General features: G+C 58.1%; 29 protein-coding genes and 1 pseudogene. 16 read left to right on the plus strand and 14 right to left on the minus strand.

Going from position 1 to position 24343, the window contains the following annotated elements:
- Positions 1-247 precede the first annotated feature (247 nt).
- The 12 genes from ffh to GOW31_RS08465 all read left to right on the plus strand — a co-directional run bounded on the left by ffh (position 248) and on the right by GOW31_RS08465 (position 7617).
- Positions 248-1744, plus strand: coding sequence for a signal recognition particle protein (ffh, locus tag GOW31_RS08410; protein ID WP_171169226.1), 1497 nt, complete (start codon positions 248-250; stop codon positions 1742-1744).
- A gap of 41 nt (positions 1745-1785) precedes the next feature.
- Positions 1786-2298 carry a GNAT family N-acetyltransferase gene (locus GOW31_RS08415; RefSeq protein ID WP_171169228.1) on the plus strand — a complete coding sequence of 171 codons (513 nt, stop codon included), beginning with the start codon at positions 1786-1788 and terminating at the stop codon, positions 2296-2298.
- Positions 2295-2846, plus strand: coding sequence for a GNAT family N-acetyltransferase (locus tag GOW31_RS08420; RefSeq protein ID WP_171169230.1), 552 nt, complete (start codon positions 2295-2297; stop codon positions 2844-2846). Before GOW31_RS08415 ends, GOW31_RS08420 begins: the two co-directional genes overlap by 4 nt.
- A complete protein-coding gene (locus tag GOW31_RS08425) occupies positions 2843-3382 on the plus strand; it encodes a GNAT family N-acetyltransferase (protein WP_171169232.1) in 540 nt (179 codons plus the stop codon). The genes GOW31_RS08420 and GOW31_RS08425 overlap by 4 nt, the downstream gene beginning before the upstream one ends.
- On the plus strand, positions 3379-3675 hold the full coding sequence (locus GOW31_RS08430) for a chorismate mutase (RefSeq protein ID WP_170344783.1): 297 nt from the start codon (positions 3379-3381) through the stop codon (positions 3673-3675). Before GOW31_RS08425 ends, GOW31_RS08430 begins: the two co-directional genes overlap by 4 nt.
- Before the next feature lie 71 nt (positions 3676-3746).
- Positions 3747-4136: a 30S ribosomal protein S16 gene (gene rpsP / locus GOW31_RS08435; protein WP_010437590.1), complete on the plus strand. Its 390-nt coding sequence runs from the start codon at positions 3747-3749 to the stop codon at positions 4134-4136.
- Between the two features lie 12 nt (positions 4137-4148).
- Positions 4149-4784 (plus strand): 5,6-dimethylbenzimidazole synthase, encoded by a 636-nt coding sequence (gene bluB, locus GOW31_RS08440; RefSeq protein WP_171120327.1) that lies wholly within the window; start codon positions 4149-4151, stop codon positions 4782-4784.
- Between the two features lie 6 nt (positions 4785-4790).
- Positions 4791-4940 (plus strand): hypothetical protein, encoded by a 150-nt coding sequence (locus GOW31_RS08445; RefSeq protein WP_162896811.1) that lies wholly within the window; start codon positions 4791-4793, stop codon positions 4938-4940.
- Positions 4933-5436 carry a ribosome maturation factor RimM gene (gene rimM, locus GOW31_RS08450; RefSeq protein WP_152457030.1) on the plus strand — a complete coding sequence of 168 codons (504 nt, stop codon included), beginning with the start codon at positions 4933-4935 and terminating at the stop codon, positions 5434-5436. Before GOW31_RS08445 ends, rimM begins: the two co-directional genes overlap by 8 nt.
- Positions 5436-6251 carry a hypothetical protein gene (locus GOW31_RS08455; RefSeq protein WP_171169234.1) on the plus strand — a complete coding sequence of 272 codons (816 nt, stop codon included), beginning with the start codon at positions 5436-5438 and terminating at the stop codon, positions 6249-6251. Before rimM ends, GOW31_RS08455 begins: the two co-directional genes overlap by 1 nt.
- Positions 6248-7057, plus strand: coding sequence for a tRNA (guanosine(37)-N1)-methyltransferase TrmD (gene trmD / locus GOW31_RS08460; RefSeq protein WP_171169237.1), 810 nt, complete (start codon positions 6248-6250; stop codon positions 7055-7057). The genes GOW31_RS08455 and trmD overlap by 4 nt, the downstream gene beginning before the upstream one ends.
- Positions 7058-7191: 134 nt before the next feature.
- Positions 7192-7617 carry a hypothetical protein gene (locus GOW31_RS08465; protein WP_171169239.1) on the plus strand — a complete coding sequence of 142 codons (426 nt, stop codon included), beginning with the start codon at positions 7192-7194 and terminating at the stop codon, positions 7615-7617.
- On the opposite strand, the gene GOW31_RS08470 is transcribed toward GOW31_RS08465, so the two are convergent.
- Positions 7614-8414 carry a GH25 family lysozyme gene (locus tag GOW31_RS08470; protein ID WP_171169241.1) on the minus strand — a complete coding sequence of 267 codons (801 nt, stop codon included), beginning with the start codon at positions 8412-8414 and terminating at the stop codon, positions 7614-7616. The two genes, GOW31_RS08465 and GOW31_RS08470, sit on opposite strands and share 4 nt — an antisense overlap.
- 370 nt (positions 8415-8784) lie before the next feature.
- Between GOW31_RS08470 and rplS the strand changes: the two genes are divergently transcribed.
- From rplS to GOW31_RS08485, 3 genes are all read left to right on the plus strand, one after another.
- Positions 8785-9168, plus strand: coding sequence for a 50S ribosomal protein L19 (rplS, locus tag GOW31_RS08475; protein ID WP_152457026.1), 384 nt, complete (start codon positions 8785-8787; stop codon positions 9166-9168).
- Between the two features lie 11 nt (positions 9169-9179).
- Positions 9180-9401, plus strand: a complete 222-nt coding sequence (gene rpmE, locus GOW31_RS08480; RefSeq protein WP_050605278.1) for a 50S ribosomal protein L31 — start codon at positions 9180-9182, stop codon at positions 9399-9401.
- Positions 9402-9566: 165 nt separating this feature from the next.
- Positions 9567-9794, plus strand: coding sequence for a hypothetical protein (locus GOW31_RS08485; RefSeq protein ID WP_152457025.1), 228 nt, complete (start codon positions 9567-9569; stop codon positions 9792-9794).
- Here GOW31_RS08485 and GOW31_RS08490 read toward each other — a convergent pair.
- Together GOW31_RS08490 and GOW31_RS08495 are read right to left on the minus strand one after the other, a co-directional pair.
- Positions 9791-11398, minus strand: coding sequence for an MFS transporter (locus GOW31_RS08490; RefSeq protein ID WP_171169243.1), 1608 nt, complete (start codon positions 11396-11398; stop codon positions 9791-9793). The two genes, GOW31_RS08485 and GOW31_RS08490, sit on opposite strands and share 4 nt — an antisense overlap.
- 77 nt (positions 11399-11475) lie before the next feature.
- Complete coding sequence (locus tag GOW31_RS08495) at positions 11476-12363, minus strand: AEC family transporter (RefSeq protein ID WP_171169245.1); 888 nt, start codon at positions 12361-12363, stop codon at positions 11476-11478.
- A gap of 217 nt (positions 12364-12580) precedes the next feature.
- On the opposite strand from GOW31_RS08495, the gene GOW31_RS08500 reads away from it, so the two are divergent.
- Entirely contained in the window at positions 12581-13390 is an 810-nt protein-coding gene (locus tag GOW31_RS08500; RefSeq protein WP_152457022.1) for a division plane positioning ATPase MipZ, read from the plus strand.
- Between the two features lie 33 nt (positions 13391-13423).
- Here GOW31_RS08500 and GOW31_RS22245 read toward each other — a convergent pair.
- From GOW31_RS22245 to GOW31_RS08555, 11 genes and pseudogenes are all read right to left on the minus strand, one after another.
- Positions 13424-13660, minus strand: a pseudogene (locus GOW31_RS22245) (XdhC family protein); the annotation flags it as partial.
- 117 nt (positions 13661-13777) lie between these two features.
- Entirely contained in the window at positions 13778-14230 is a 453-nt protein-coding gene (locus tag GOW31_RS08510; RefSeq protein WP_171120341.1) for a carbon monoxide dehydrogenase subunit G, read from the minus strand.
- A gap of 103 nt (positions 14231-14333) precedes the next feature.
- A complete protein-coding gene (locus GOW31_RS08515) occupies positions 14334-15119 on the minus strand; it encodes an XdhC family protein (protein WP_171169246.1) in 786 nt (261 codons plus the stop codon).
- Positions 15116-16303, minus strand: a complete 1188-nt coding sequence (locus tag GOW31_RS08520) for a VWA domain-containing protein (protein WP_171169248.1) — start codon at positions 16301-16303, stop codon at positions 15116-15118. The genes GOW31_RS08515 and GOW31_RS08520 overlap by 4 nt, the downstream gene beginning before the upstream one ends.
- Positions 16300-17175: a MoxR family ATPase gene (locus GOW31_RS08525; RefSeq protein ID WP_171169250.1), complete on the minus strand. Its 876-nt coding sequence runs from the start codon at positions 17173-17175 to the stop codon at positions 16300-16302. The genes GOW31_RS08520 and GOW31_RS08525 overlap by 4 nt, the downstream gene beginning before the upstream one ends.
- Before the next feature lie 59 nt (positions 17176-17234).
- Positions 17235-19661, minus strand: a complete 2427-nt coding sequence (locus tag GOW31_RS08530) for an aerobic carbon-monoxide dehydrogenase large subunit (protein ID WP_171169252.1) — start codon at positions 19659-19661, stop codon at positions 17235-17237.
- Complete coding sequence (locus tag GOW31_RS08535; protein WP_152457016.1) at positions 19658-20152, minus strand: (2Fe-2S)-binding protein; 495 nt, start codon at positions 20150-20152, stop codon at positions 19658-19660. Before GOW31_RS08535 ends, GOW31_RS08530 begins: the two co-directional genes overlap by 4 nt.
- A gap of 11 nt (positions 20153-20163) precedes the next feature.
- Positions 20164-21018, minus strand: coding sequence for a xanthine dehydrogenase family protein subunit M (locus GOW31_RS08540; RefSeq protein ID WP_171169254.1), 855 nt, complete (start codon positions 21016-21018; stop codon positions 20164-20166).
- A gap of 148 nt (positions 21019-21166) precedes the next feature.
- Positions 21167-22141: an MHYT domain-containing protein gene (locus tag GOW31_RS08545; RefSeq protein WP_371813731.1), complete on the minus strand. Its 975-nt coding sequence runs from the start codon at positions 22139-22141 to the stop codon at positions 21167-21169.
- Positions 22142-22578: 437 nt separating this feature from the next.
- Complete coding sequence (locus GOW31_RS08550) at positions 22579-23829, minus strand: adenylate/guanylate cyclase domain-containing protein (protein ID WP_171169258.1); 1251 nt, start codon at positions 23827-23829, stop codon at positions 22579-22581.
- Positions 23830-23889: 60 nt separating this feature from the next.
- Positions 23890-24342 carry a MarR family winged helix-turn-helix transcriptional regulator gene (locus tag GOW31_RS08555; protein ID WP_171120356.1) on the minus strand — a complete coding sequence of 151 codons (453 nt, stop codon included), beginning with the start codon at positions 24340-24342 and terminating at the stop codon, positions 23890-23892.
- Position 24343 lies beyond the last annotated feature (1 nt).

Raw genomic sequence — 24343 nt, forward strand, 5'->3', positions numbered from 1 at the left:
CCCTCCCTCAGCTTCAATCACGCAGAATAGCCCGCAATGTGACACTCACATAGCTTATCTTGACTCACACGGCCCAGAGGCGTAGATGACGCCCCAACATCCGGAAGCCTTTCGATCTTCCGGTCCCTTGAGTCGTTCAGGGATCGCCCCCCACCAGCGAGTTTCGCCCGTGGGGGCGTTTGTGCATTGACCCGTCTGCCCTTATCTAAGGGGCGCCAAACCAGAACCGGCTAAGGAGGCCGCAGGCATGTTTGAAAATCTATCCGAACGCCTCTCTGGCGTCTTCGACCGGTTGACCAAACAGGGTGCCCTGTCCGAAGAAGACGTCAAAACCGCCCTGCGTGAGGTCCGCGTTGCCCTGCTTGAGGCCGACGTCTCGCTGCCGGTTGCAAGGGAATTCGTCAAGAAAGTTCAAAGCCAGGCCACCGGTCAGGCAGTCACCAAGTCGATCACCCCCGGCCAGCAGGTCGTCAAGATCGTGCATGACGCTTTGGTTGACACCCTGCGTGGCGAGGAAGACCCCGGTGCGCTGAAGATCGACAACCCGCCTGCCCCGATCCTGATGGTCGGCTTGCAGGGTTCGGGCAAGACGACGACCACCGGCAAGCTGGCGAAACGTCTGAAAGAGAAAGAGGGCAAGAAGGTCCTGATGGCCTCGCTGGACGTCTACCGCCCGGCGGCGATGGATCAGCTGGCGGTTCTGGGCACGCAGGTTGGTGTGGACACTCTGCCGATCGTGCCGGGCCAGAAACCGGTCGATATTGCCAAACGCGCCAAGCAACAGGCAACGCTGGGCGGCTATGACGTCTATATGCTGGACACCGCGGGTCGTCTGCATATCGACGAGGTTCTGATGGACGAGGTCGAGCAGGTCCGCAACGCCGTTGACCCGCGCGAGACGCTGCTGGTGGTTGACGGCCTGACCGGTCAGGTCGCCGTCGAGGTGGCCGAGGAGTTCGACGCCAAGGTCGGCATCTCGGGCGTGGTCCTGACCCGGATGGACGGTGACGGGCGCGGCGGTGCGGCCCTGTCGATGCGCGCCGTGACCGGCAAGCCGATCCGCTTTGTCGGTCTGGGCGAGAAGATGGACGCGCTCGAAACTTTCGAGCCGGACCGGATCGCCGGTCGGATTCTGGGCATGGGCGACATCGTTGCCCTGGTCGAAAAGGCCCAGGAAACGATGGAGATGGAACAGACCGAGCGCATGATGAAGCGCATGGTCAAGGGTCAGTTCAACATGAACGACCTGAAGATGCAGCTGGAACAGATGATCCAGATGGGCGGCATGCAGGGCATGATGGGCATGATGCCGGGCATGGGCAAGATGGCCAAGCAGATGGATCAGGCCGGTCTGGACGACAGGATTCTGCGCCAGCAGATCGCCATGATCCAGTCGATGACCAAGCGCGAACGCGCGAACCCGCAGATCCTTCAGGCCAGCCGCAAAAAGCGTATCGCGGCGGGGTCCGGGATGGAGGTCAGCGACCTCAACAAGCTGCTCAAGATGCACCGGCAGATGTCGGACATGATGAAGAAGATGGGCAAGATGGGCAAAGGCAAGATGCTGAAACAGGCCATGAAAGGCATGTTCGGCAAAGGCGGCCCCAGCCCCGAGGACATGGCCGCAGGCATGGATCCCAAGGCGCTGGAACAGGCGGCCAAGGCCATGGGCGGCAAGATGCCCGGTCTGGGTGGCGGCATGGGTCTGCCACCGGGCCTGAGCGGGTTCGGAAAGAAAAAGTGACCCCCGCACGCTGTACCCAGCCCCCGTCCGGAAAGGCGGCGATGGCAGCAGCGCAATATCGCGCAGCCCTGCCGGTCATTCAGACCCGGCGGCTGGTACTGCGCGTGCCCACTCTGGAAGACCTGCCGGTGTGGACGTCGATCTGCGAGGACAGCTTTGGCGACGCCCCGCAAGCCGCGTGGACCGAGTTTTCCTATTATACCGCGGGCTGGCTTCTACATGGTCACGGCCTGTTCACGGTCACGCTCAAGGGTGATGATCGGGCAATTGGCTTCGTCGTTCTGGGTTTGGAATGGGACGATCACGAGCCGGAACTTGGCTATATGTTCGGCGCTGAACACCGGATGCAGGGCTATGCCACCGAGGCTTGCGCCGCCGTGCGTGATTTCGGATTTGACCTGCTCGGATCGGGGCAGTTCGTAAGCTATGTTTCGCAATCCAACACCCGTTCGAACGCGCTTGCCCAACGACTGGGCGCAGCGCGCGATGCCGATGCAGAAAGCGCCTTTGGGCCAACCCAGCATGTCTGGCGCTACCGCGAGGTGCAGGCATGACATTCGCGATGCCGATCCCGACGCTGGAAACCGAACGCCTGATCCTGCACGCACCGTCCGAGGCTGATGTCAACGCGGACACTGCCTTCTTTGCAAGCGATGCGGCCAAGTTCGTCGGCGGCCCTCTGCGCAAAGATGAGGTATGGCGGGTGGTCGCCTCGCTGCTGGGGCACTGGGCCTTGCGCGGCTATGGGTATTGGAGCGTCGATGAAAAAGACACCGGCACCTATGTCGGGCGGATCGGGCTTTGGTTTCCCGAAGGCTGGCCGGAACCCGAAGTTGGCTGGACCCTGTTGAACCACGCCACCGGCAAGGGCTATGCGACCGAGGCCGCGCTGACCGCACGTGCCTACGCCTATGATGTATTGGGCTGGGAAACCGCGATCTCACTGATCGACCTGGACAATCACGCCAGCAAGGCCGTGGCCAAGCGTCTGGGCGCGCAGTTCGAGTATCACTATGACCACCCCAAGTTCGGAAAATCCGAAATCTGGCGGCACCCGGCGCCCTCGGATCTGGTGAATGGCGGAATGGAGGCATACGCATGACCTCTTTCACCATTCCCACAATTGAAACCGAACGCCTGATCCTGCGCGCGCCGCATCTGGATGACCTGCCCGCGATGACCGCATTCTTCGCGACCGAGCGCAGCCATATGGTGGGCGGTCCCAGGGATGCGCGCGAATGCTGGAGCTCATTGTCGAACCGGCTGGGTCATTGGGCGCTGCGGGGTTATGGCCTGTGGCACCTGACCGAAAAGGCCCGCGGCACATTCGTTGGCTGGGCCGGAATGATCTACGTGCCGGGCTGGGCCGAACCGGAACTGGGTTGGACCCTGATGGAAGAAGCCGAAGGCAAGGGGCTGGCCTTTGAAGCTGCATCGGCTGCGCGTGATCATGCCGCCCGGCATCAGGGCCTGAACGGCGTGATCTCGTACATCGCCCATGCAAATGATCGTTCGCGCGCTTTGGCTGAACGGCTTGGGGCAACGCTGGAGCTTGAGAATGCCGAACTTCTGGGCAAGCACGCTCAGATCTGGCGCCATCCGCAGATTGACTTGACCACCGAAAGGACCGGCCAATGACCAACCCCGTGACACAGGCTGCCACGCTGTTGAAAGAGCATCGCGAAAGCATCGACAGGCTGGACGCGATCCTCGTCTATACGCTTGGCGAGCGGTTCAAGCACACGCAGGCCGTTGGCAAGCTCAAGGCCGAACACGACCTTCCCCCGTCCGATCCCTCGCGCGAAGCTGCGCAGATCGCACGGTTAGAAGACTTGGCGAATGAGGCCGATCTGGACCCCGATTTCGCCAAGGCTTTCCTGAATTTCATTATTCAGGAAGTCATCCGACACCACCGGAAGCATCAAGAGTGAACCTCCGGTTCAACAAACACCAGAACTAACCGGCACCCACGCCGGACACGCCATTCAAAGGAGATACCACCATGGCAATGAAAATTCGTCTCGCCCGCGGCGGCTCGAAAAAACGTCCTTTCTATCGCATCGTTGCGGCTGACAGCCGTATGCCGCGCGATGGCCGTTTCATCGAGAAACTGGGCACCTACAACCCGCTGTTGCCGAAAGACAGCGAAGAGCGCGTGAAAATGAACATGGAGCGCATCCAGTACTGGCTGGATCAGGGCGCACAGCCCACCGACCGTATCGCACGTATGCTGGAAGCGGCCGGTGCCCGTGACAAGGCCGAGCGCAACAACCCCAACAAGGGAACTCCGGGCAAGAAAGCCCAGGAGCGCGCCGAAGAAAAAGCCGCCAAGGCCGCTGAAGCAGCCGAAGCCGCTGCTGCTCCGGCAGAAGAAGCCGCAGCAGAAGAATAAGCAGGCGCACGCGTGCGGGATCACCCCTTTACAGACGATTTTCGCACGCAGTTCGACCTGTTGTTGCGGCTCCGGCGGGATGTGCGCCGGTTCCGCACCGATGCGATTGACGAGGCAGTGCTGGCGCGCTGCCTCGACGCATTTCGACTGGCCCCTTCAGTGGGGCTCAGCGAACCCTGGCGCGTGATCCGCGTCGAAAGCGAAGCGGCAAGGGCCGCAGCGCTGAAGAATTTTCGCACCGCCAATGACCACGCTTTGACGGGCTACTCGGGGGACAAGGCGCAGCTATACAGCAGGCTGAAGCTTTCCGGGATGCAGGAAGCGCCTGTGCAACTGGCCGTCTTCTGCGACGACAGCACCGAAAAAGGGCTGGGGCTGGGCGCCGGCACGATGCCCGAGATGCGGCGCTACTCTGTCGTGTCCGCGATCACTTTGTTCTGGCTTGCACTTCGGGTGGAAGGGCTGGGGCTGGGCTGGGTTTCCATTCTGGACCCCGACCAGATGAAGCGCGATCTGAATGTTCCTGAAACCTGGCGCCTGATCGGCTATTTCTGTGTCGGCCGGCCGGAACAGATGTCGGATACACCTGAACTGGAACAGGTCGGCTGGGAAACCCGGGCGCAGGGCCTGACGATCGAAACACGGTAAGGCCTCATGTTCGGATTGATACGACTTCCCATTCTGCTGTTGATCGCCTTTATTGTTGGCGTGTTCTTCGAGCGCAACAACCAGCGCGAAGCCTGCAACGGGCTTGGCGAATGGAGAAACGGGATATGTTTGACGACTGGGGCAGCCAATGAGTGATCTGATCTGCGTCGGCAGCATCGCGGGGGCTTACGGTGTGCGAGGCGAGGTGAGGCTGAAAAGCTTTTGCGCCGTTCCCGAAGATATCGAGACCTATTCGCCGCTGACCGATGAAGCGGGCAAAGAGCGTTATCCTGTGGTGCTGACGCGCACCATCAAGAACGGATTCGCGGCCCGCCTTGGTGGCGTTGAAACCAAGGAACAGGCGGATGCCCTGAATGGGTTGCGCCTTTACGCAAGGCGCGATCAGCTGCCGTCGCTGCCCGATGATGAATTCTACCACAACGATCTGATCGGGCTGGATGTCTATGACACCGGAGGCACCCTGCTGGGCAAGGTCAAATCGGTGCAGAACCACGGCGCCGCGGACTTGTTGGAATTGCACGGACCGGGCCTGAAAACCACTGTTTTGCTACCCTTCACGATGCAAGTTGTACCCACGGTGGATCTGGAACAAGGCCGTATCGTGGCCGACCCGCCCGAAGGCCTGATCTGATGCGTCGGGTCCTGCTGCATCTGGGCCTGCACAAGACAGGCATGACCGCAGCACAGTCCTTCCTCCATGAAAACCGGAAACTGATCTGGCCCCGCTTCGCATTGGTTCTGCCCTACAAGACGCGCAACAGCGGCTTGAGCGAGAGCGCCACGCGTCACTCGCTTTACCGGCTGGATTCCACATTGGCGGGTTTTGGAAGCCACCTGCACGCGTTTCTGGACGATCTGGATTTCGGCGCACGCCGGGGGCTGATCCTGAGCGAAGAGAATTTCGCAGGCTTGCGCCCCAGCAGAAACAAGCGTGAAGGTTACGGTGCTGCACCGGAATTGGCGGAAACTCTGGTCAGCGTCGTGCGGCGTCGGTTCCTGGGTCATGAAACCGACATCACGATCTACATATCCTTGCGCGCCCGCGATCAATGGCTGCGGAGCCTGTGGGCACACGACTTGCAGAAATCACGCATGGTGCAGGATTTGGACGCCTTTTCTTTCGACCTTGCCCATTTGCCATCCCTTCAGGAAACCGCTGATGCCGTCCGGAATCGGTTGCCATCCGTCACGGTCAGAACAGAGTGGATGGAGGCGTTGCAGAACCACCGCCTTGGTGCAGGTGCGCCCTTGGCCGAATTTCTGAACCTGCCACCCGAGCTTTCGTCACAACTTGTCGGGCCTGCACATAGCACGCCAACATTTTCAGACGATGTGCTACAGGAAATCCTGGCGCTGAACCGATCCTCGCTGGACGACGCCGCCATGATCACCCAGAAGAAAGCACTGATTCAATCCGCACAGAACGAACTGGCCCGCCAGACATGACAGAGAAACCCAGCAGATCCCATGGCCGCAAGGCGATCCGTCCTTCCCTGAAACCACGCGAGCTGATGACGCCGAGCCCTGATCTGCACGGGGTCTGGAAAGCCAAGATCATCACTTTGTTCCCGTCCGCCTTCCCCGGTGTTCTTGGCGAAAGCCTGACAGGTAAGGCCTTGCAGGAAGGGCTTTGGCAACTGGAAACAGTGGATCTGCGACAGTTCGGTATAGGCAAACATCGCAACGTTGATGACACCCCGGCCGGGGGTGGCGCGGGCATGGTTCTGCGGGCCGATGTTCTGGGTGACGCGATCGAACATGCGATGGCAGGCATTCAAGGGAACTGGCCGCTGATCTACCTCAGCCCGCGCGGGCGTCGCATGGATCAGCGCATGATGCAGAATCTTGCCCGTTGTGACGGCATGACCCTTCTGTGCGGTCGTTTTGAAGGCGTGGACGAGCGCGTTTTGGAACATTATGGCGTGCAAGAGGTGTCGTTGGGTGATTTCGTCATGACCGGCGGCGAAATCGCGGCCCAAGCCCTGATCGATGCCACGGTACGCCTGATTCCCGGAGTGCTTGGAAATCAGGCTTCGACCGAAGAAGAAAGTTTTGCCTCGGGTTTGCTGGAGCACCCCCAGTATACCCGCCCCGCAGATTGGAAAGGGCGCCCGATCCCCGAGATTCTGATGTCGGGCCATCATGGCCGAATCGCGGAATGGCGGCAAAAAATGGCAAAAGACATCACGCGCGAACGGCGTCCTGATATCTGGGCAGAATACGTCAAATCCAGATCAGAATCCCAAGACTAGACCCGCGCGTTGTGGCCGGGATGCCTCAGTTTCGATGTTTGTCAGAATGCCATTTGAAGTTGAACGCACCTGAACTTATTCACCTCCATGCCCCATTGGTTTTTTGGGCAACAAGAAGTGAAACAGAAGGCATTATGAAAAAGCTATTTCTTGGCATGTTACTGGTTGCCTCCGCCTGCACCACCAAACCGCTCGGGATGTCCGTTCCGACGCAAGCCGGTCACAATCTGCACTCTGCGAAGGTTGCCGTTGATTCCTGTTCTCAGGAAGCTGACGAGGGCGGCAACAGCGCCGTAATCGGTGGATATGCAACCAATATCCTGCTTTGGGGCATCGTCATCGGGCCTGCGGTCACCGCACCGTTTCAGGACGAGTTGCGCGCGCAGGGTGAAATCGATCAGGTTGACCGCTGCCTGCGTGCACGCGGTTTCGAACGACGCGAACTGAGCGCGGGTGAGTCGTTCTGGGTGCGCAATGCTTTCGGTGACGAACGCGAACGGCGGCTGGACCACCTGGTCGGGGGCGGCACTATCAAAACCTACGGAACAGCCAAAAACTAGCGGCGCGCTTTCCAGCTGGCCCAAGTTTCTGGGGTGCCGTTGAACGTGTTGATATCCACCCTGCCTTGAACCCCCGGCACCAGCCCGGTGCCGGTGTATTGCCAAAACCGCCAGACCGTTCTGGGATAGACCTGACGCGGATGGCCTGCGACGGATCGCAACCAGAACTCGGTTTTGGGCAAACGCCCGATATCCGTATCCGCAAAGAAATCCACTGTCGTATAGACGATGGGACGCCGGCCATAATGCCGTTCGAGAATGTCCAGAAAGCGCTGCGCTTCGGCGCGGACGGTTCTGCCATCGGGCCGCAACGTGCAGGTCTTGGAATGCGGCGTCCACTCCATGTCAAGAACATGCGGCAGATCTGCCCCTTTCGGGACGTTCTGAATGAACCAACGCGCCTGTTCCCGGGCCGATCGGCAGAAATAATAGTAATGATAAGCCCCCCACGGCACGCCCGCCGCCTGAGCACCGCGCCTGTGGTCGTCGAATAATGGATCCGCCACATCGCCGCCTTCGGTTGCTTTCAGAAACGCAAAGCTTACGCCCGAAGCTTTGGCTGTGCGCCAGTCTATCGGTCCCTGCCAGCGCGAGACGTCAAGCCCGTGGATCGGATACAAGCCGGGGTGACGGCCCTCCCAGTCATGCGGATCGGCGTCCCCAAAATCAGGATAGATTACGGACGGTGCTGTCCTGTCCACACCCGGCGTGGGTTCCACGACCTGCGGTTTCGGGCCGCCGCGTCCGCACGACACAAGCAAAGCGGCTGCAATCGTCAGCATAAGTGCAATTCGCATCATGGGGTCCTGTCTGAAATTTCTGCTCTTTCAATTTCCTTCAGAATGCCTGATCTGACCGCTGTGGCAACGGTGGGATTTTCGAAAGGCGGATTCCCACTGCTTCGCCATACGATTTGTTCTTGATCCCGGCACTCAATACCCTTAAACGACCGCAATCCGGTGCCGCATTCTGCGACTCCGGTGTTTTGGTTTGATTTTCGGCTTAAAGCCCGGCTTTCTTCGGCGGGGATGTGTCAGATCAAACCAGACCAAAGGAACATTCGATCTGACCTCTGGCGGGCTGCATGCAGGACCCGGTGAAGACCAAGAGCTCTCAGGCCGTGCCCAAACTTCGTGGGCCAACCACGAGCATATAGGAGTACCTGCGATGGATCTTATCGCACAGCTTGAGGCGGAACAGATTGCCGCCCTGGGGAAAGACATCCCCGACTTCAAGGCCGGTGACACCATTCGTGTCGGCTATAAGGTGACCGAAGGGTCGCGCACCCGTGTGCAGAACTACGAAGGCGTCTGCATCGCGCGCAACAACGGCAATGGCATTGCCGGTTCGTTCACCGTTCGCAAGATTTCGTTCGGCGAAGGCGTGGAGCGTGTGTTCCCGCTGTATTCGACCAACATCGACAGCATCACCGTTGTCCGCCGTGGCCGCGTTCGTCGCGCCAAACTGTACTATCTGCGCACCCGCCGCGGTAAATCCGCGCGTATCGCAGAGGTCACGAACTACAAGCCCAAGGCTGGCGCCGAAGCGTAAGGAACGGAAAGATGAAAAAAGACATCCATCCCGATTATCACGTCATCGACGTCAAAATGACCGATGGCACAGTGGTTCAGATGAAATCCACCTGGGGCGCCGAAGGCGACCAGCTGGCTCTGGAAATCGACCCCTCCGTGCACCCTGCATGGACTGGTGGTTCGTCGCGCCTGATGGACGCCGGCGGCCGCGTGTCGAAGTTCAAAAAGAAATACGAAGGTCTGGGCTTCTAAGTCTGACTTGTTTCGATTTCGAAAGGCCGTCCCTTGGGGGCGGCCTTTTTTCTGGAAGCTTCCATGTGTCTTATGGACGCGAAACCGGACAAGATGCGTTTTTGCAAAGACCCAGTGATGTTACACTCCGTGTGAACAACCCTCAGCTTCCACGGAGACCCGGACATGCCCCAGTACAACGACATGATCGAGCTTTCAGTCGATGATATGGATCTGATTGAAACGGCGTTGCGCGACTCGATCGCTTCGTTGTCACATGCCGCTTCGGATGAACCAGAGGATAGCAGGACCGACCGGGAAGACACGTTGCGGCGTATTCACGAACTTCTGGGCAAGCTACACGATCAGAAGGTCTTTTTTCGCCCTCAGAAAGGGGTTTACCTCGGCGGTTAGGAGCTTGGTTGTCGCGGATTGCGGGTCAATTCCGCCGCACTGTGTACAGGGGGAACCGGTCCGCGCAGCAACATCAGCGCCAGCGTCATTCCGGCCAGCGCCGCAATCGCGGCAACCAACATGGCATTGTCAAAGGCGTTGTCCTGCACATCCCGCAGGGCCTTCGCCAATGTATCTCCCGCAGACGGATCCATCCCCGAGATCAATTGCTGTATCTGGTTCGGCGTTCCATGTGCCAGCGCATGGGCCAGATCCTCGCGCTGGATTGACCCGGCAGGCAGCGCGTCGATCACCTCGGACAGACCTCGGCGTTTGGTGATCGCTTCGGCCAGACCGCCCACCACGGCACCAAGAGTTGCTCCGAAATAGAGACAGGCGTTGATGACCCCCGAACCCTGCCCCACATGCTGCTCGGGCAGCAGGCGCAGGCCCAGACGTGGCAACAGCGAAAAGCAGATGCCCAACCCGACACCGACGATCAGCAACTTCCACCAGATTTCGGAAAACTGCGTTGTGTTCGTTGTTGTCATCAGCAGCAGGAACCCGCAGGCCATCGCCCCCAGGCCAATGGCGATCGGCCATTGAAAGCTGTAGGGGGCAAGAAAGCGGGGTGCGGTGACCGAGATCACAAACATGCTGAGGCTGAGCGGCATGATCGCCAGACCCGCATCGATGGACGAATACCCAAAGGCATCGGGCGATTGGACGAATGTATTGAAATAGACGAAGAAGCAGAACAGCGTGAAGCCAGTAAAGAACATCCCCGCCGCGGCCATCAGATAACGCGGATGGCGAAAGTACCGAAGCTCGATCAAAGGGTCGTCGCTGCGGCGGGATACGATGACAAGGGCAATTGTCGACACGGCCGCCACGACCAGCGGCACCAGTGTCAAAGGCGAAGTCCACCCGCCGTTTTCCCCGTTGCTGAGCGCAAAGGACAACGGCCCGAGGAAAAACAGAATGGCAACGGCCCCCGCATAATCGAACTTTGCCCCGGCAAGACGGGTATCGGGAACGTATTTCCGTTTGCTGACATGCAGCCCGATGGCGAAGGCCACCGCCAGCAGAACCAGGTCGGCTGCAAAGACGGCGCGCCAGCTGACATAATGGCCGAAAGCGCCACCGACGATGGGCCCAACACCGATCGCCAGACCGACAATCGCCCCCCAGATGCCGGTAACGCTGGCGCGCTGCTCTTCGGGCGTGGCCGCCGTCAACAATGACAGGGACGTGCCGAACAAAGCAGCCGCGCCCGCGCCTTGCGCGCCGCGCCCGATGAGCAGCATCGCCCCGTCCTGCGCCAACAGGGCAAAGGCAGACCCGATTGCAAAGACGATCATGCCAAAAAAGAACACACCCATCTTGCCGGTAATGTCACCCAGCCGGCTGACGATGCAGACAAGCGTGGCGCTGGTCACGGAATACGTGGCCATCACCCATTGCAAACCTGACGGGGTCAAATCGAACTCGGCCCTGAGATTGGGCAATATGGTGGTCACAGCAGTTGTGTTGAACCCCACGACCATCATGCAGATGGCCGTCATGGCCAGCACCACACGGGCGCGGGACTGCGGAGATACATTGACCGAGCTCTCATCGCCCATAAAACACCCACTGACCAAGAATTTTGAATACAAACATCATCAGTTTAACGATTTCTGGTCCTGCGCATAGGGTTGCGTCAAATCCAGTAAGACAGCGCAACGGGCAGCACCAGTACAGTGCTGAGCGTCGAAACAAGAATGAACCCCGCCACATCCGGCCCGTATTCCGGAACATGCTGGTCGATAAACAGATAGGTCGCCACGGAAGAAGGCATCAGGCAACACAGGATCAGCGCACCCCGCTCGGTTCCCGTGAACCCAAACAACCAGATCAGAACACTGGCAATTGCAACCGCCATCGCCAGATGCAGGGCCGTCAGCAGAACCGCGCGACCCAGGCTTTTCACACGCAGCGTCGCGAGCGTATGCCCCAGGGTCAGCAGCATGAGCGGGATCGACAATCCACCCAAGATGTCAAAGGACTTTGCGACCGGTTGCGGCAGGCTTTGCCCCGTTGCCATCAGGATCAGGGCGAGGCCCACGGCGTAGATAATCGGGGACGTCGCCAGTTTCCTGGGCGAGAATTCTCCGGCCGGGATCCACATGCCGACGGTAAAGATGCTGATCAGCACAACCACCACGAACGCCATGGTATAGGCCATACCTGCATCGCCCAGCGCCAGCAAAGTGATTGGCAGGCCGATGTTGCCGACATTGCCGTGCATCAACGGCGTCAGAAATGCCCTCACCGGCAAGCGAAGAACCTTTAGCACGACATACCCCAACACCCCGAAACCGGCCACCGCAAGGGCAGCGGCCGCCATCATGTCAAGAAACGTGCCCACGGCCAGTTTGGTGTTCGACAGATGAGAAATGATCAATGTCGGATAGCCGACTTTTGAGACGATCCCACCAATGACCTTGTTGTCGAAAGGCGCCTGAATCACGGCAAGAACATAGCCAATTCCAGCGCAGATCAGGACGGGCAGAACCACGTTCAAAACGTTCAGGAACAGGTGCTCCAAGCAAAAATCTCCTTGCCGAAACCGTTTGTCGACAGTGAATCAGTGCCATTGCAATGGCAAGCGCTCTGTGTAACTCGTGCGCAGCGTTAGGTTTTCCCGAATAGAGTCTGATATTGCCCGAAAGCGCCGCTTGAGGTTCTTTCCTTCGCCGCCGACACAACATATAGTGGGTGACAACAACGTGTAGTGAAGCACGGCGGGACTTGGGAATACAAGCATGGCACATATCATTGTGGTCGGGAACGAAAAGGGTGGCGCAGGCAAATCGACCGTGTCGATGCATGTGGCGACCGCACTGGCCCGATTGGGACACAAGGTCAGCACGTTGGATCTGGACCTGCGTCAGCGCAGTCTGGGACGATACTTCGAGAACCGCAACAATTTCCTCAAAAGCTCGGACCTGACTCTGCCCAGCCCGCGCCATCACGACCTGCCCGAGATCGATGCCGCAACGTTGAAACCGGGCGAGAACATCTATGACCATCGCCTGTCTGCTGCCGTATCCCAGCTGGAAAGCGACAGCGACTTTATTCTGATCGACTGCCCGGGGTCTCACACCCGTCTGAGTCAGGTGGCGCATTCGCTGGCCGACACGCTGATCACCCCGTTGAACGACAGTTTCATTGACTTCGACCTTTTGGCGCGGATCGACTCGAAGGGAGAGAAGATCCTTGGCCCGTCCGTCTATTCCGAAATGGTCTGGAACGCTCGTCAACTGCGGGCACAGGCGGGGCTGAAGCCGATCGACTGGGTCGTTGTCCGCAACCGGGTCGGTACGCAGCGCATGGTCAACAAGGAAAAGATGCAGCGCGCGATCGAAATGCTGTCCCAGCGCATCGGCTTCCGCGTCGCCTCGGGCTTTTCCGAGCGGGTTATCTTCCGCGAGCTGTTCCCGCGTGGCCTGACACTGTTGGACCTCAAGGATATCGGGGTCAAACAGCTGAACATCTCGAACATCGCAGCCCGGCAGGAACTGCGTGACATGATGAAAGAGCTGAATCTGCCGGGTGTGGAGATTGACTTCTGATCAGCTGTCCCGGCGGCCGCTATGCGGACTTTTTTAGGCAGTATGAATGTTCTTTGGTTCTGGACTTGCATTCAGAAACAGCTGCAAAGACTTCCCGCATGGAAGCTTGAGAGCAAAGAAAGAAGACCCTGCAACGTTTCGGATCGTTTTGGCCGTGCCGCCGGTTTCAAGCACCGAGACCACCTGTAGTCGGATGTCCCGGTCAATGCAGCCATTGGACATATAGCCGACCATCCTCCCGCTTGAAGAGACAACGGCGCGCGAACCTACTTCGCGCGCCGTTCAGCCCTTGATACTGATCGATGTGATCAGAACAAACAGCTTACCAACGTTTAGCTGGTCAACTGCATGGCCAAGGACATCAACCCGGTGTTCAGGACGTGTGGATCAAGAAACGGGTTCTTCCGACATGACTTCTGCAAAGGATTTGAAGAATTTGGCGGCGAGTTTCTTTGCTGTACTCTGGATAAGACGGCTCCCAAGTTGCGCCAGCTTGCCGCCGATCACGGCCTTGGCTTCGTAGCGCAGAATGGTCTGAGACCCATTTTCAGTCAGTGTGACGTCGGCTCCGCCTTTTGCATGTCCAGCCGGGCCACCATTGCCTTGGCCATCCAGCGAAAACGTCTCTGGCGCGCCATCGGTTTTGAGCACCACATCTCCGCTGAATTTCGCTTTCACGGGGCCAACTTTGAGTACAACTTTGGCTTCAAGTTCGGTGTCGGATTTCTTGATCAGTTCTTCGCACCCGGGAATACAACGTTTAAGTATCTCGGGGTCGTTCAAAGCTGCGTAAACCACATCCCTAGGGGCATCGATGATAATTTCGTCGGCCAGTTCCATGGCGGTTCCTTTCTTTGTTCAGCAACAGGGGTATTTAATCGTGGCAAGCACCTCAGCCTGCTCTGTAGATGGCTTGAAACCACGAGTTAAGATTTTGAAAAGTTTACGCATTTTGGTTCCTTTCTACGGAATTCCTGCGCACGGTGATCAGTTCCGCCAGGATGGAAAGCGCGATTTCTTCAGGTGTGACAGCACCAATGTCCAAACCAGCTGGGGCTGAAACCATCGCGAGTGTGACCTCGGGCACACCAGCTTCGGAGAGCTTTTCAGACAGGGCCGCGAATTTCTTTTTACTGCCCACAAAGGCGACATAGTTTGCTTCACAAGCAAGCGCGTCGCGCAAGGCGTCAAGATCACCCTGCCCTTGCGTCGCCACGACGATCGCACTCATCTTTCCAAGTGCATTCTCCTCATCCACGGCACGTGAGATTGACCAGTGAAAATGCGGTGCGATTTGTGCCAAAGCCTCTGCGACCGGCGAGTTTCCGAGTATCGTCAACTCTGGCATCGGAAGACAGGGCTCAATAAAAATGTCGATGGTGCCACGAGAGGGACAACCGTTGCGCGCATAGAATACGCCCTCCACCATTGCTCCGGCACTGACGCCGATATCGTTCAAAAAGTCTTCCGGCGCGACCGACACAAGCTTGGGTGCGCCGGTTTCGAGGGCTTCCAAGGTGGCTCGCCTCACAGCGCCACGGGTGCAGCCGCCACCAAGAAACCCGTGCAATATGGTGCCATCCGCACCAATGATTGCCTTTGCGCCGGGTTTTGCCGCGGTGGTTCCGGCAGTGCGCACGATTGTTGCAAAGGCAAAAGGTTGTTCCTTTGCGCGCAGTGATTGGGCTGTTTCTGCCAGGTCAGATGAAAACAACTCAGCGGGGGTCATAGCGATACCAACTCCTTCTCCAGCGCGGCGAGGTCCGCCAGCGTGTTGGCGGCGGAAAAGAGGTCCAAATGAGGCAAGGCTGCCGTCATGCCCGCTGCGACGGGCGCATAGTCGCGCCAGCCTTTGAGCGGGTTCAGCCAAAGAATGCGGCAGCCGCGTTTGCGCAGCTTGGTCAGCGCCGCGTCAATGTGGTCAGGGGAAGAGGTGTCATAGCCGTCCGAGAGGATCATCACGACTGAACGCCCATCGACGAAACGGCGCGCGTAGGTAGATGCAAATCGATCCAGGCTTTCCCCGATTTTGGAACCTCCGCCGAACCCATCCGCCATCAAGGACATCCGTCCGATGGCGCGCATCGTGTCCTTATCGCGTAAAGCCTCGGTTATCCGCACGAGGCGTGTGTGAAACAGGTATGCGTCGGCGGTTGGATCACCGCGCATCAGGCCGGCCAAAAAGGCCAGGAATACTTGCGCATAGACGGTCATAGAGCCGGAAACATCGCATAGCGCTACGATTTTTCGGCTACGATCAGGGCGTTTGCGCTTGATGAGTCGGATGGGTTCGCCCCCTGTCGCCAGGCTGCGCCGGATTGTTTTGCGGAAATGCAGTCGATCGCCCTTGCGGGCAGCGATGCGGCGGCGGGAGCGGCGGTCGCGCAGCGCTTGTCCGAGGCGGCGAGCAACTTCTTCGGCCTCGGCAATCTCTTCTGCCCGTACCAGATCACGTAGATCGCGCCGGGACAGGTTGCGCATTTCGGTGGCGATCAGCTTACCGTCGCCATCACTTTCGGCATCACCGTCACCTCCGTCTGGCGCTGTCGCATCGCCAGCGCCTCCAACGTCTTCTCCTTTGGCATCTCGTGACGAATGTACGCTGTCGTCGCCCTTGGGGTGGGTCGACATTTTCGGCATGACCTTTGTTCGCACGCGACCGGCATCCATCCAGAAACTATCAAACAGCGGATCAAACCTCTGCGCTTCGTCCTTGCATCCCGTGCAGACGGCCTTGAGTGCGCAACGCGCCTCTTCAGGGTTGGCTGCCTCAACACAGGTCAACGCCGTCAGAGCTGCTTCGGTTTCCTGCACGCCAAGGCGCAGGCCATTCTCCCGCAAATGGGCCACGAACCCTGCCATGCGCGCCGTGGCGCCGGGATCGCGGCCAGCAAAGCGGGTCACGCGGGTCATGCGGCCTTCCCCGCGATGCGTTGTGCCACTTCGCGGGTGATATGTGCGCGATCGCTCTGCGTTTTTAGAAGTGTCGTGAGTGTGGCTTGGAGGGCTGCCGGGTTTTCCGTCAGATCAGCAATCCCTAACCCCATGAGCGCGGCGGCAAAATCCAGTGTCTCCGCGATTCCGGGCACCTTCTCAAGCTCTTCCTTGCGCAGCGTCTGGACGAACCCGATCACCTGATCGGCCAGCTGCGCTTCAATCCCAGCACACCGGGCTTTTAGGATCGCGAGTTCCGTTGTCCGGTCGGGATAATCGACATAACTGAAAAGGCAGCGACGCCTCAACGCGTCCGACAAGTCGCGGGTGCCATTCGAGGTCAGTATAACTGTTGGCACGGTGGTGGCTTTGATGGTGCCAAGCTCCGGAACGGTGATTTGGTAGTCAGCGAGGATCTCGAGCAGGAAAGCTTCGAACTCTTCGTCTGCGCGGTCGATTTCATCGATCAATAAAACCGGAGAAACGTCTTGCGTGATCGCCGACAGCAAGGGGCGCTCCAACAAATACTCACGCGAGAATATCCGATCCTCGACCGCCTTGCCGGCCTCGCCTGCTTCAGAAGACGCACGGATCGCCAGCAGTTGCCGTTGGTAATTCCACTCGTAGATCGCCTGAGAGGCGTCCAGACCTTCATAGCATTGCAGGCGGATCAACTGCGTGTTCTGGGCCGCAGCCAGTACTCGTGCAACCTCGGTTTTTCCTACGCCCGCTGCGCCTTCCAGCAGTAGAGGGCGGCGCAATGACAAAGCCAAATGCAGCGAAACCGCCAGATCGTCTGAGGCGACGTAGTTCTGTTCTACAAGTGCAGATTGGAGATCGGTCCAGGTCATCAGAGCCTCAAGTGGTTTATGAGGCGCGCGCCGCCATCCCTGCCGCGCGCGCCGGAAGCTTAGCCGTGAAGGCCCAGTTCGTTTGCTGTCTTCCAGATCCGCCAGTGATCGTGCGGCATATGGGTGTGACGCAGGCCAAAGGCACGGAAGGCATCATTCACCGCGTTAGAGAAACAGGGCACGCCGCCCACATGGGGGCTTTCGCCGACTCCTTTGGCGCCAATTGGGTGGTGCGGGCTGGGGGTAACGGTGTGATCGGTCTCGTAATTCGGCACTTCCCATGCGGTCGGCAGGAAGAAATCCATCAATGTGCCGGTCTTGACGTTGCCCATCTCGTCATAGGCGATCTCTTGCCCCAGAGCGACGGCCAGCGCCTCGGTCAAACCACCGTGCACCTGGCCCTCGATGATCATCGGGTTTATGCGCGTGCCGCAATCATCCAGCGCATAGAAGCGGCGAATGTCGGTCACACCGGTGTCCACATCGATGTCCATCACGCAGACGTAGGCGCCAAAGGGATAGGTCATGTTCGGCGGGTCATAGTAGCTGACCGCCTCCAGACCCGGCTCGATGCCCGGAATGGCCTGATTGTAGGCGGCAAAGGCGATTTCCTTCATCGTCTTGAACTTTTCAGGCGCGCCCTTGACCACGAAACGATCCACGTCGAATTCGACATCATCGTCATGCACTTCCAGCAGGTAGGCCGCGATCATCTGTGCCTTGGCGCGGATCTTGCGCCCTGCCATCGCGGTCGCGGCACCCGCTACAGGCGTCGAGCGCGAGCCGTATGTTCCAAGACCGTAGGGCGCGGTATCCGTATCACCCTCTTCGATGGTAATACTATCCGCCGGCAGGCCGATCTCGGTTGCGAGGATCTGTGCAAAGGTCGTGGCATGGCCCTGGCCTTGCGAGATGGTGCCAAGGCGTGCGATCGCTGAGCCGGTCGGGTGAATGCGGATTTCACAGCTGTCGAACATGCCAAGACCAAGGATATCACAATTTTTGACGGGTCCAGCACCGACGATTTCGGTGAAATGCGTCAGGCCGATGCCCATCAGCTTTCGGGTTTTGCCCGCCTTGAAATCCTCGATCCGTTGAGCTTGTTCTGCACGCAGCCCTTCGTAATTGACGGCCTTTAGTGCCTTGTCCCACGCAGTGTGATAGTCGCCGGAATCATACTCCCACCCAAGCGCGGACTGATAGGGAAACTGCTCTTTCTTGATGAAGTTGATCCGGCGCAGCTCGGCCGCGTCCATGTTCAACTCTATCGCCAGAACCTCGATCATACGTTCGATGAAGTAAGCGGCTTCGGTTACACGGAAGGAGCAGCGATAACTGACCCCGCCCGGCGCTTTGTTGGTGTAAACGCCGTCCACTGCCAAATACGCAGTCGGAATATCGTAAGACCCGGTACAGATGTTCATAAACCCAGCCGGAAACTTGGTCGGGTCGGCACAGGCGTCAAAGCCACCATGGTCTGCGGTCGTGTGGCACCAGAGACCGGTGATTTTACCCTCTTTGGTGGCACTCATCTTACCTTTCATCCAGTAGTCACGGGCAAAAGCGGTGGTCATCAGGTTTTCCATACGGTCCTCGACCCATTTCACCGGAACGCCGGTGACAATCGAGGCCACGACCGAGCACACATAGCCGGGGTAAGCCCCAACCTTGTTGCCAAAGCCGCCACCGATGTCGGGCGAGATCACGCGGATATTGTGCTCTTCAATGCCCGAGATCAGGCTGACCACTGTGCGAATAGCGTGAGGCGCCTGGAACGTGCCGTGCAGCGTGAGCTTGCCGTTGACCTTGTCCATCGAAGCCACGCAGCCACAAGTTTCGAGCGGACATGGGTGCGTGCGATGGTAATACACCATCTCTTCAGCGACCACGTCAGCCTCCCCCATTACCTGCTCGGTCGCATCCTTCTCGCCAACCTCCCAGGTAAAGATGTGGTTAGGGTGTTTGCGTGGGCCGTGGGCCCCATCTGGAATCGCTCCACCTTCGCCCATCAGGTCTTCGCGAAGAACCACGTCGGATTCCAATGCTGCGTGGGGATCGGTCAAAACGGGGAGTTCTTCATACTCCACTTCGACCAGCTCGACTGCATCGGCTGCAATATAACGGTCCTTTGCCACAACAAATGCCACTTCCTGACCTTGGAAGAGCACCTTGCCGTCAGCCAGAACCATCTGTTTGTCGCCCGCCAGCGTCGGCATCCAGTGAAGACCAAGGGGGGCGAGGTCTTCGGCCGTCAGTACGGCAATCACGCCGTCCAGCGCCAATGCCGCCTCGGCATTGATCGACACGATCTTGGCGTGGGCATAGGGCGAACGCACGAAATCACCATGCAGCATGCCGGGCAGTTTGATGTCGTCAACGTAATTGCCTTTGCCTTGGGTAAACCTGGCATCTTCAACGCGCTTGCGCTTGCAACCCATTCCTCCCAGTGCGTCGGTGCGTTCTTCGCGGGTCAGTTCCTTGTTCATTGTGCCGCCTCCTTCGCAGAGTTCATCTCGGCCGCGGCGGCGAGGATAGATTTGACGATGTTCTGATACCCGGTACAGCGGCAGAGGTTACCCGCCATGCCAAAGCGCACCTCTTCTTCAGTTGGGTTCGGGTTTTCTTCCAAAAGCTTTGATGCGCGGGTGATCATACCCGGTGTGCAGAAGCCGCATTGAAGACCGTGGTGTTCTTTGAAAGCTTCCTGCAGCACGTGCAGGCTGTCCGGGTTACCAAGCCCTTCGATCGTGGTGATTTCGGCACCGTCAGCCTGTGCTACGAACACGGTACAGGACTTCACCGATTTGCCGTTCATGGTCACGGTGCAAGCGCCGCAATGCGAGGTCTCGCAACCAATGTGCGGACCGGTCTTGCGCAGTCGTTCGCGCAGGGTGTGGATCAGCAGTTCGCGCGGTTCAGCCAAGAACTCTTGCTCCTCGCCATTCACTGTTAGAGTGAAGTGTTTCTTCTTTGACATGATCTCTCTCCTCAGGCTCTGGCCCAGGCGTTTTCGATCGCACGGCGCAAGATAATCGCCGCTGCGTGACGTTTGAATTCAATGGGACCGCGGTTGTCCTGTGTGGGGTCAATGTCGCCCAACATCGCGTCCACCGCCGCTTTGATTGCCGCATCATCCAGGGACGTGCCGACAAGCGCAGCGCCAGCTTTTTCGGAATGAACCGGTGTATCGCTCAGATTGGTCATCGCGATGGAAGCCGAGGTGCAAGTCCCATTTTCTTTAGTTAAGAGGACCGCAGCAGCCGCAGTGGCGTAGTCGCCGATTTTGCGCTTTTGCTTTTCGTAGGCGTACCCGCCCTTTGGCGCATTGAACTCCACCGCTGTCAGGATCTCTTCATCCTCACGGTCAGTCATATAAGCCGCTTCGTAGAAATCACGGGCCGCCACTTTGCGTTCGCCATCCGGCCCGACCAAAGTGAAAGTCGCGTCCAGACACTGCATCAAGCCCGGCATGTCATTACCCGGGTCGCCGTTTGCAACGTTGCCGCCAACCGTGCCCATGTAACGCACTTGCGGGTCTGCGATCTGCAAAGAAGCCTCGCGCATGATCGGAGCAGCCAACGCCAATTGAGCGTTGTCGATGATGTCATGTTGCGTCGTCATCGCGCCGATGCGGATGCTATCCCCCTCAATGGAGATGCCGCTCAATCCCTCCACATCCTGCAAGTCGATCAGATGTGGCACTTCGGCCATGCGGAGCTTCATCATAGGTATCAGACTGTGCCCCCCTGCGAGGACCCGTGCGTCATCTCCGTGCTCCACAAGTACGGACAGGGCGCCCGCCAAATCCTTAGGTCTATAATATTCAAAGGCAGCTGGAATCATTGCCTCTCCTCCCTGCAGCAACTGTTCTGGCTGTTAGAGAAGCTCGCGCGATGCCGGGTTGTAGACCCGAGAAAACACTTTGTTTTCGCTAATTTTGCACGAAATGCGCTTCAGGACGCACGAGTTGCGCTGCCTGAATTACCACGCGTTACCCAAAGGCGGTCAGTGCTGCTTTCAGGTTTGATCGGCTGACCGGCACCGGGGGAAGATCGGCCTCACCAAAGGTGCATTGTCCCTTGTCTTTGGTCCGTTCAAACCGCGCGACTTTTTTGGGGTTCACGATATAGCTGCGATGCACGCGCAAAAAGCCAGTTGGCTCCAGCCGTTTGACCGCTTCAGTGATCGGCCAGACGCAAAAGTACTTTTCTGTGCGGGTGTAGACCTGCGTATAGTGACCATCCGCCCTGACGAATGCAACGTCAGGCGCGGCAATAAAGACCTTGCCTCCGTCTCTTTCACAGGGGATGCGAATAGGTGGGGTCTGATCTGGTGAAGGCTCGTCTTGGGCCACGCCTGTCATCGGGATCTCTGTGGCTTGCATAGGCACAAGATAAGTTGTGCCGACCCACAAAAATGCGCCGAAGATAACAAAGCTCGACAGGATCACCCCAACGGCCATGACTTCGTTGCTGATGACGGGCCCAAACTCTCGGATATCTTTCAAGGCTACAAAATTGGTTCCTGCCATGGCCAGGAAATGCACTGAAAAGACAGCTACGCCAAAACACAGCGTGCCGATCGCGATGGTCCTGTTGGAACGCTCATTATAGGCAACGCCGATCGCGAGAATGCACAGGACAATAGCCAATACCGACGACCCGAGCACCCCTTGAAGGGTATAAACGGGTTTGCAAAGCTGCATGCCAGCCATTCCCACATAATGCATCGCCAAGATGCCCGCGCCTACGATTGCTCCAGCAGCAATGATGATCCCCCTGGAGCGCTCAGTGAAATGCAAAAGGACAAGCGCCAAGGCGACCATAAGGATCGCAATAAGCGCAGACGCGAGCGTGATTGCGGCATCATAGTAAAACAGGATGGGCAGCCTTAGGCCAAGCATAGCCACGAAGTGCATTGACCAGATCCCTCCACCCAAAGCAACGGCACCCAACGCGATGGCCAACCTGCGTTGTGAAAGCGACTTCTCGGACAAATCCCTCGTCAAAGACAATCCCGTGGCCCCAGCAACTAGCGCCACAACGAACGATGTAACCACCAACCAAGGGTTATGTCCGAAGTCCAGAAATTCCATGGGCCGGACAATGCCGCAGCGGATTTCTTAATTCAATCTTTGCCTGTACCTAGCAGAGGTACATCCGGCAGAAACAATTCCTGCACAGCCATTGCAAGCAAGGACCAGAGTCTGTCTCAGCGTTTATTGCTCGTTGGGCAGGACTGCTGTGAGATGAGCCATCGACGGCTTTGGGCTCTAACCAGCTTAATGTTCATATTCACAATATAGTCGAACATTCGGTCCAAACCGCCGCTCAAACCCGGTGAGTTAAATGCGTTCCATCAAGACTTTCAGTTTCGGAACCGCTGGAAGGAATAGCCGCTGTTTCAATCGGATTCTGATGGCCCGCCGGGACTGTATACCGTAAACAACTCTTTTGGTTCATTCACGCCGCGCAGCATGTAGCGACCGACTGAGACAAGCTCCTGCGCGCAGGGCTGTGCAGCGCGGGCGACATCGTCCGAGATCAGGATCCTCTGACCCAAAGACCGGTGCATTCCCGCGATGCGGGCGGCCTGGTTGACGGCCGGACCGATCACAGTGAAGTCCAGCCGGGTCTCGGACCCGATATTGCCATAGAGAATCTCGCCCGAATGTAGGGCCAGCGTATAGTTGGCCACCGGCAGACCTTGCGCGCGGCGTCTTGCGTTCAGTTCATCCATGCGGGACTGCAACAAAGGCACGGCATCAAGCGCGGCACGGGCGTCTTCGTCGATCTCTCCGACATCAAACATTGCCATCAGCCCGTCACCCATGAATTTCAGGATGTTACCGCCCTTGTCATGCACCACACCCACCGCGACGGCCAGATAGTCGTTCAGCATGTCGATGATCTCATGCCCTGGCAGGTCTTCGGACAGCGTGGTGAAGCCTTCGAGGTCGAAATTCCAGATCACAGCATCGATTTGCTGCAAAGACCCGCGCCGAATTTCACCCGACAGAACCCGGCGACCGGCATCTCGCCCCAGATAAACCCGCATCAAATCCTTGGCCAGATCCTGGTTCTTGGCGGATTTGAGCGCCAGCCCCAGATGCGGCAGTACAGATTGTATTTTGTTCAGATCGCTGTCTTCGAATCCGTTCGGTGCGTCGCTAGTCCAGGACATCAGAACACCATCGCTGACCTTCTTCGTGCCGTCGGGGCGCAGTTGACTGGCCCCTTCATATGACAGGCCGGTGGCATAATAGTCTGTCGCTCCGATTTCACGCAGATCATTCAACAAGGGAAAGCGGCTGGGTTCATTATGGTCGACCAGTTTGACCCGGATTTCATCCAGATCTTCATTCAGCAGCGCATAGAGTGGGCTTTGCTGCCAAACTTCGCTGGGCGTTTCCGTGTATTCAAACTTCTCGGATTCACCGCCCGCGCCGTTGTACCAGCTGTAACCGGTACCTCCGTAAACCGGATGCAGGGTCGACTGCGCCGCATGAAAGCGCATCAACGGAATACCCATTTCCACCAATCGGGCACAAAACCCTTCCAACAGCTCTTCTTGCCCGGCGCCCTGTAGCCCCTTGTTGACCAGCCAATCAATCAGGGAATGTGAGAAAACTGAAGCGGAATCTGGCAATGTCATTTTGTTGTCCGTATCAAGTATGATCCCCATTTGGGGGCAGGCCGCGTCAATTGCCATAGGTCAGTCCAAACCAGCCAACCTTTGCAGCATTTGTCGCAACAACGCGGCCTCTTCCGGTTTGAACAGGCCTGACAGTTTCGCATCGTAATTGGCAGCAACGCCGCGCAGGTCACGATACACAGCTTGCCCTGCTGGTGTTAGTGTCAACCATTCCGCCCGCCGATCCGCTTCGTCCCGTGTGCGTTTCAGGTATCGACGCTGTTCCAGCTTGGCGACAGCGCGGCTGATTTTGGTTTTGTGCATTCTGGCGCGCTCACCGATTTCCTTGGCAGTCATCTCGCCAAACAAACCCAGATGGAACAATACCCGCCATTCGGTTCTGAGCATCCCATAACGGCCCTTGTAAACTGCCTGAAACTCTAGCGAAGCCCGTTCGGCCGCCTGATTCAGTAGGAAGGGCAGAAAATTTTGCAGATAAAAGTCATCATTTTTTTCGGATTCATCGTGTGTCATG

This window comes from Ruegeria sp. HKCCA0370 (genome assembly GCF_013033705.1).
Lineage (GTDB): Bacteria > Pseudomonadota > Alphaproteobacteria > Rhodobacterales > Rhodobacteraceae > Ruegeria.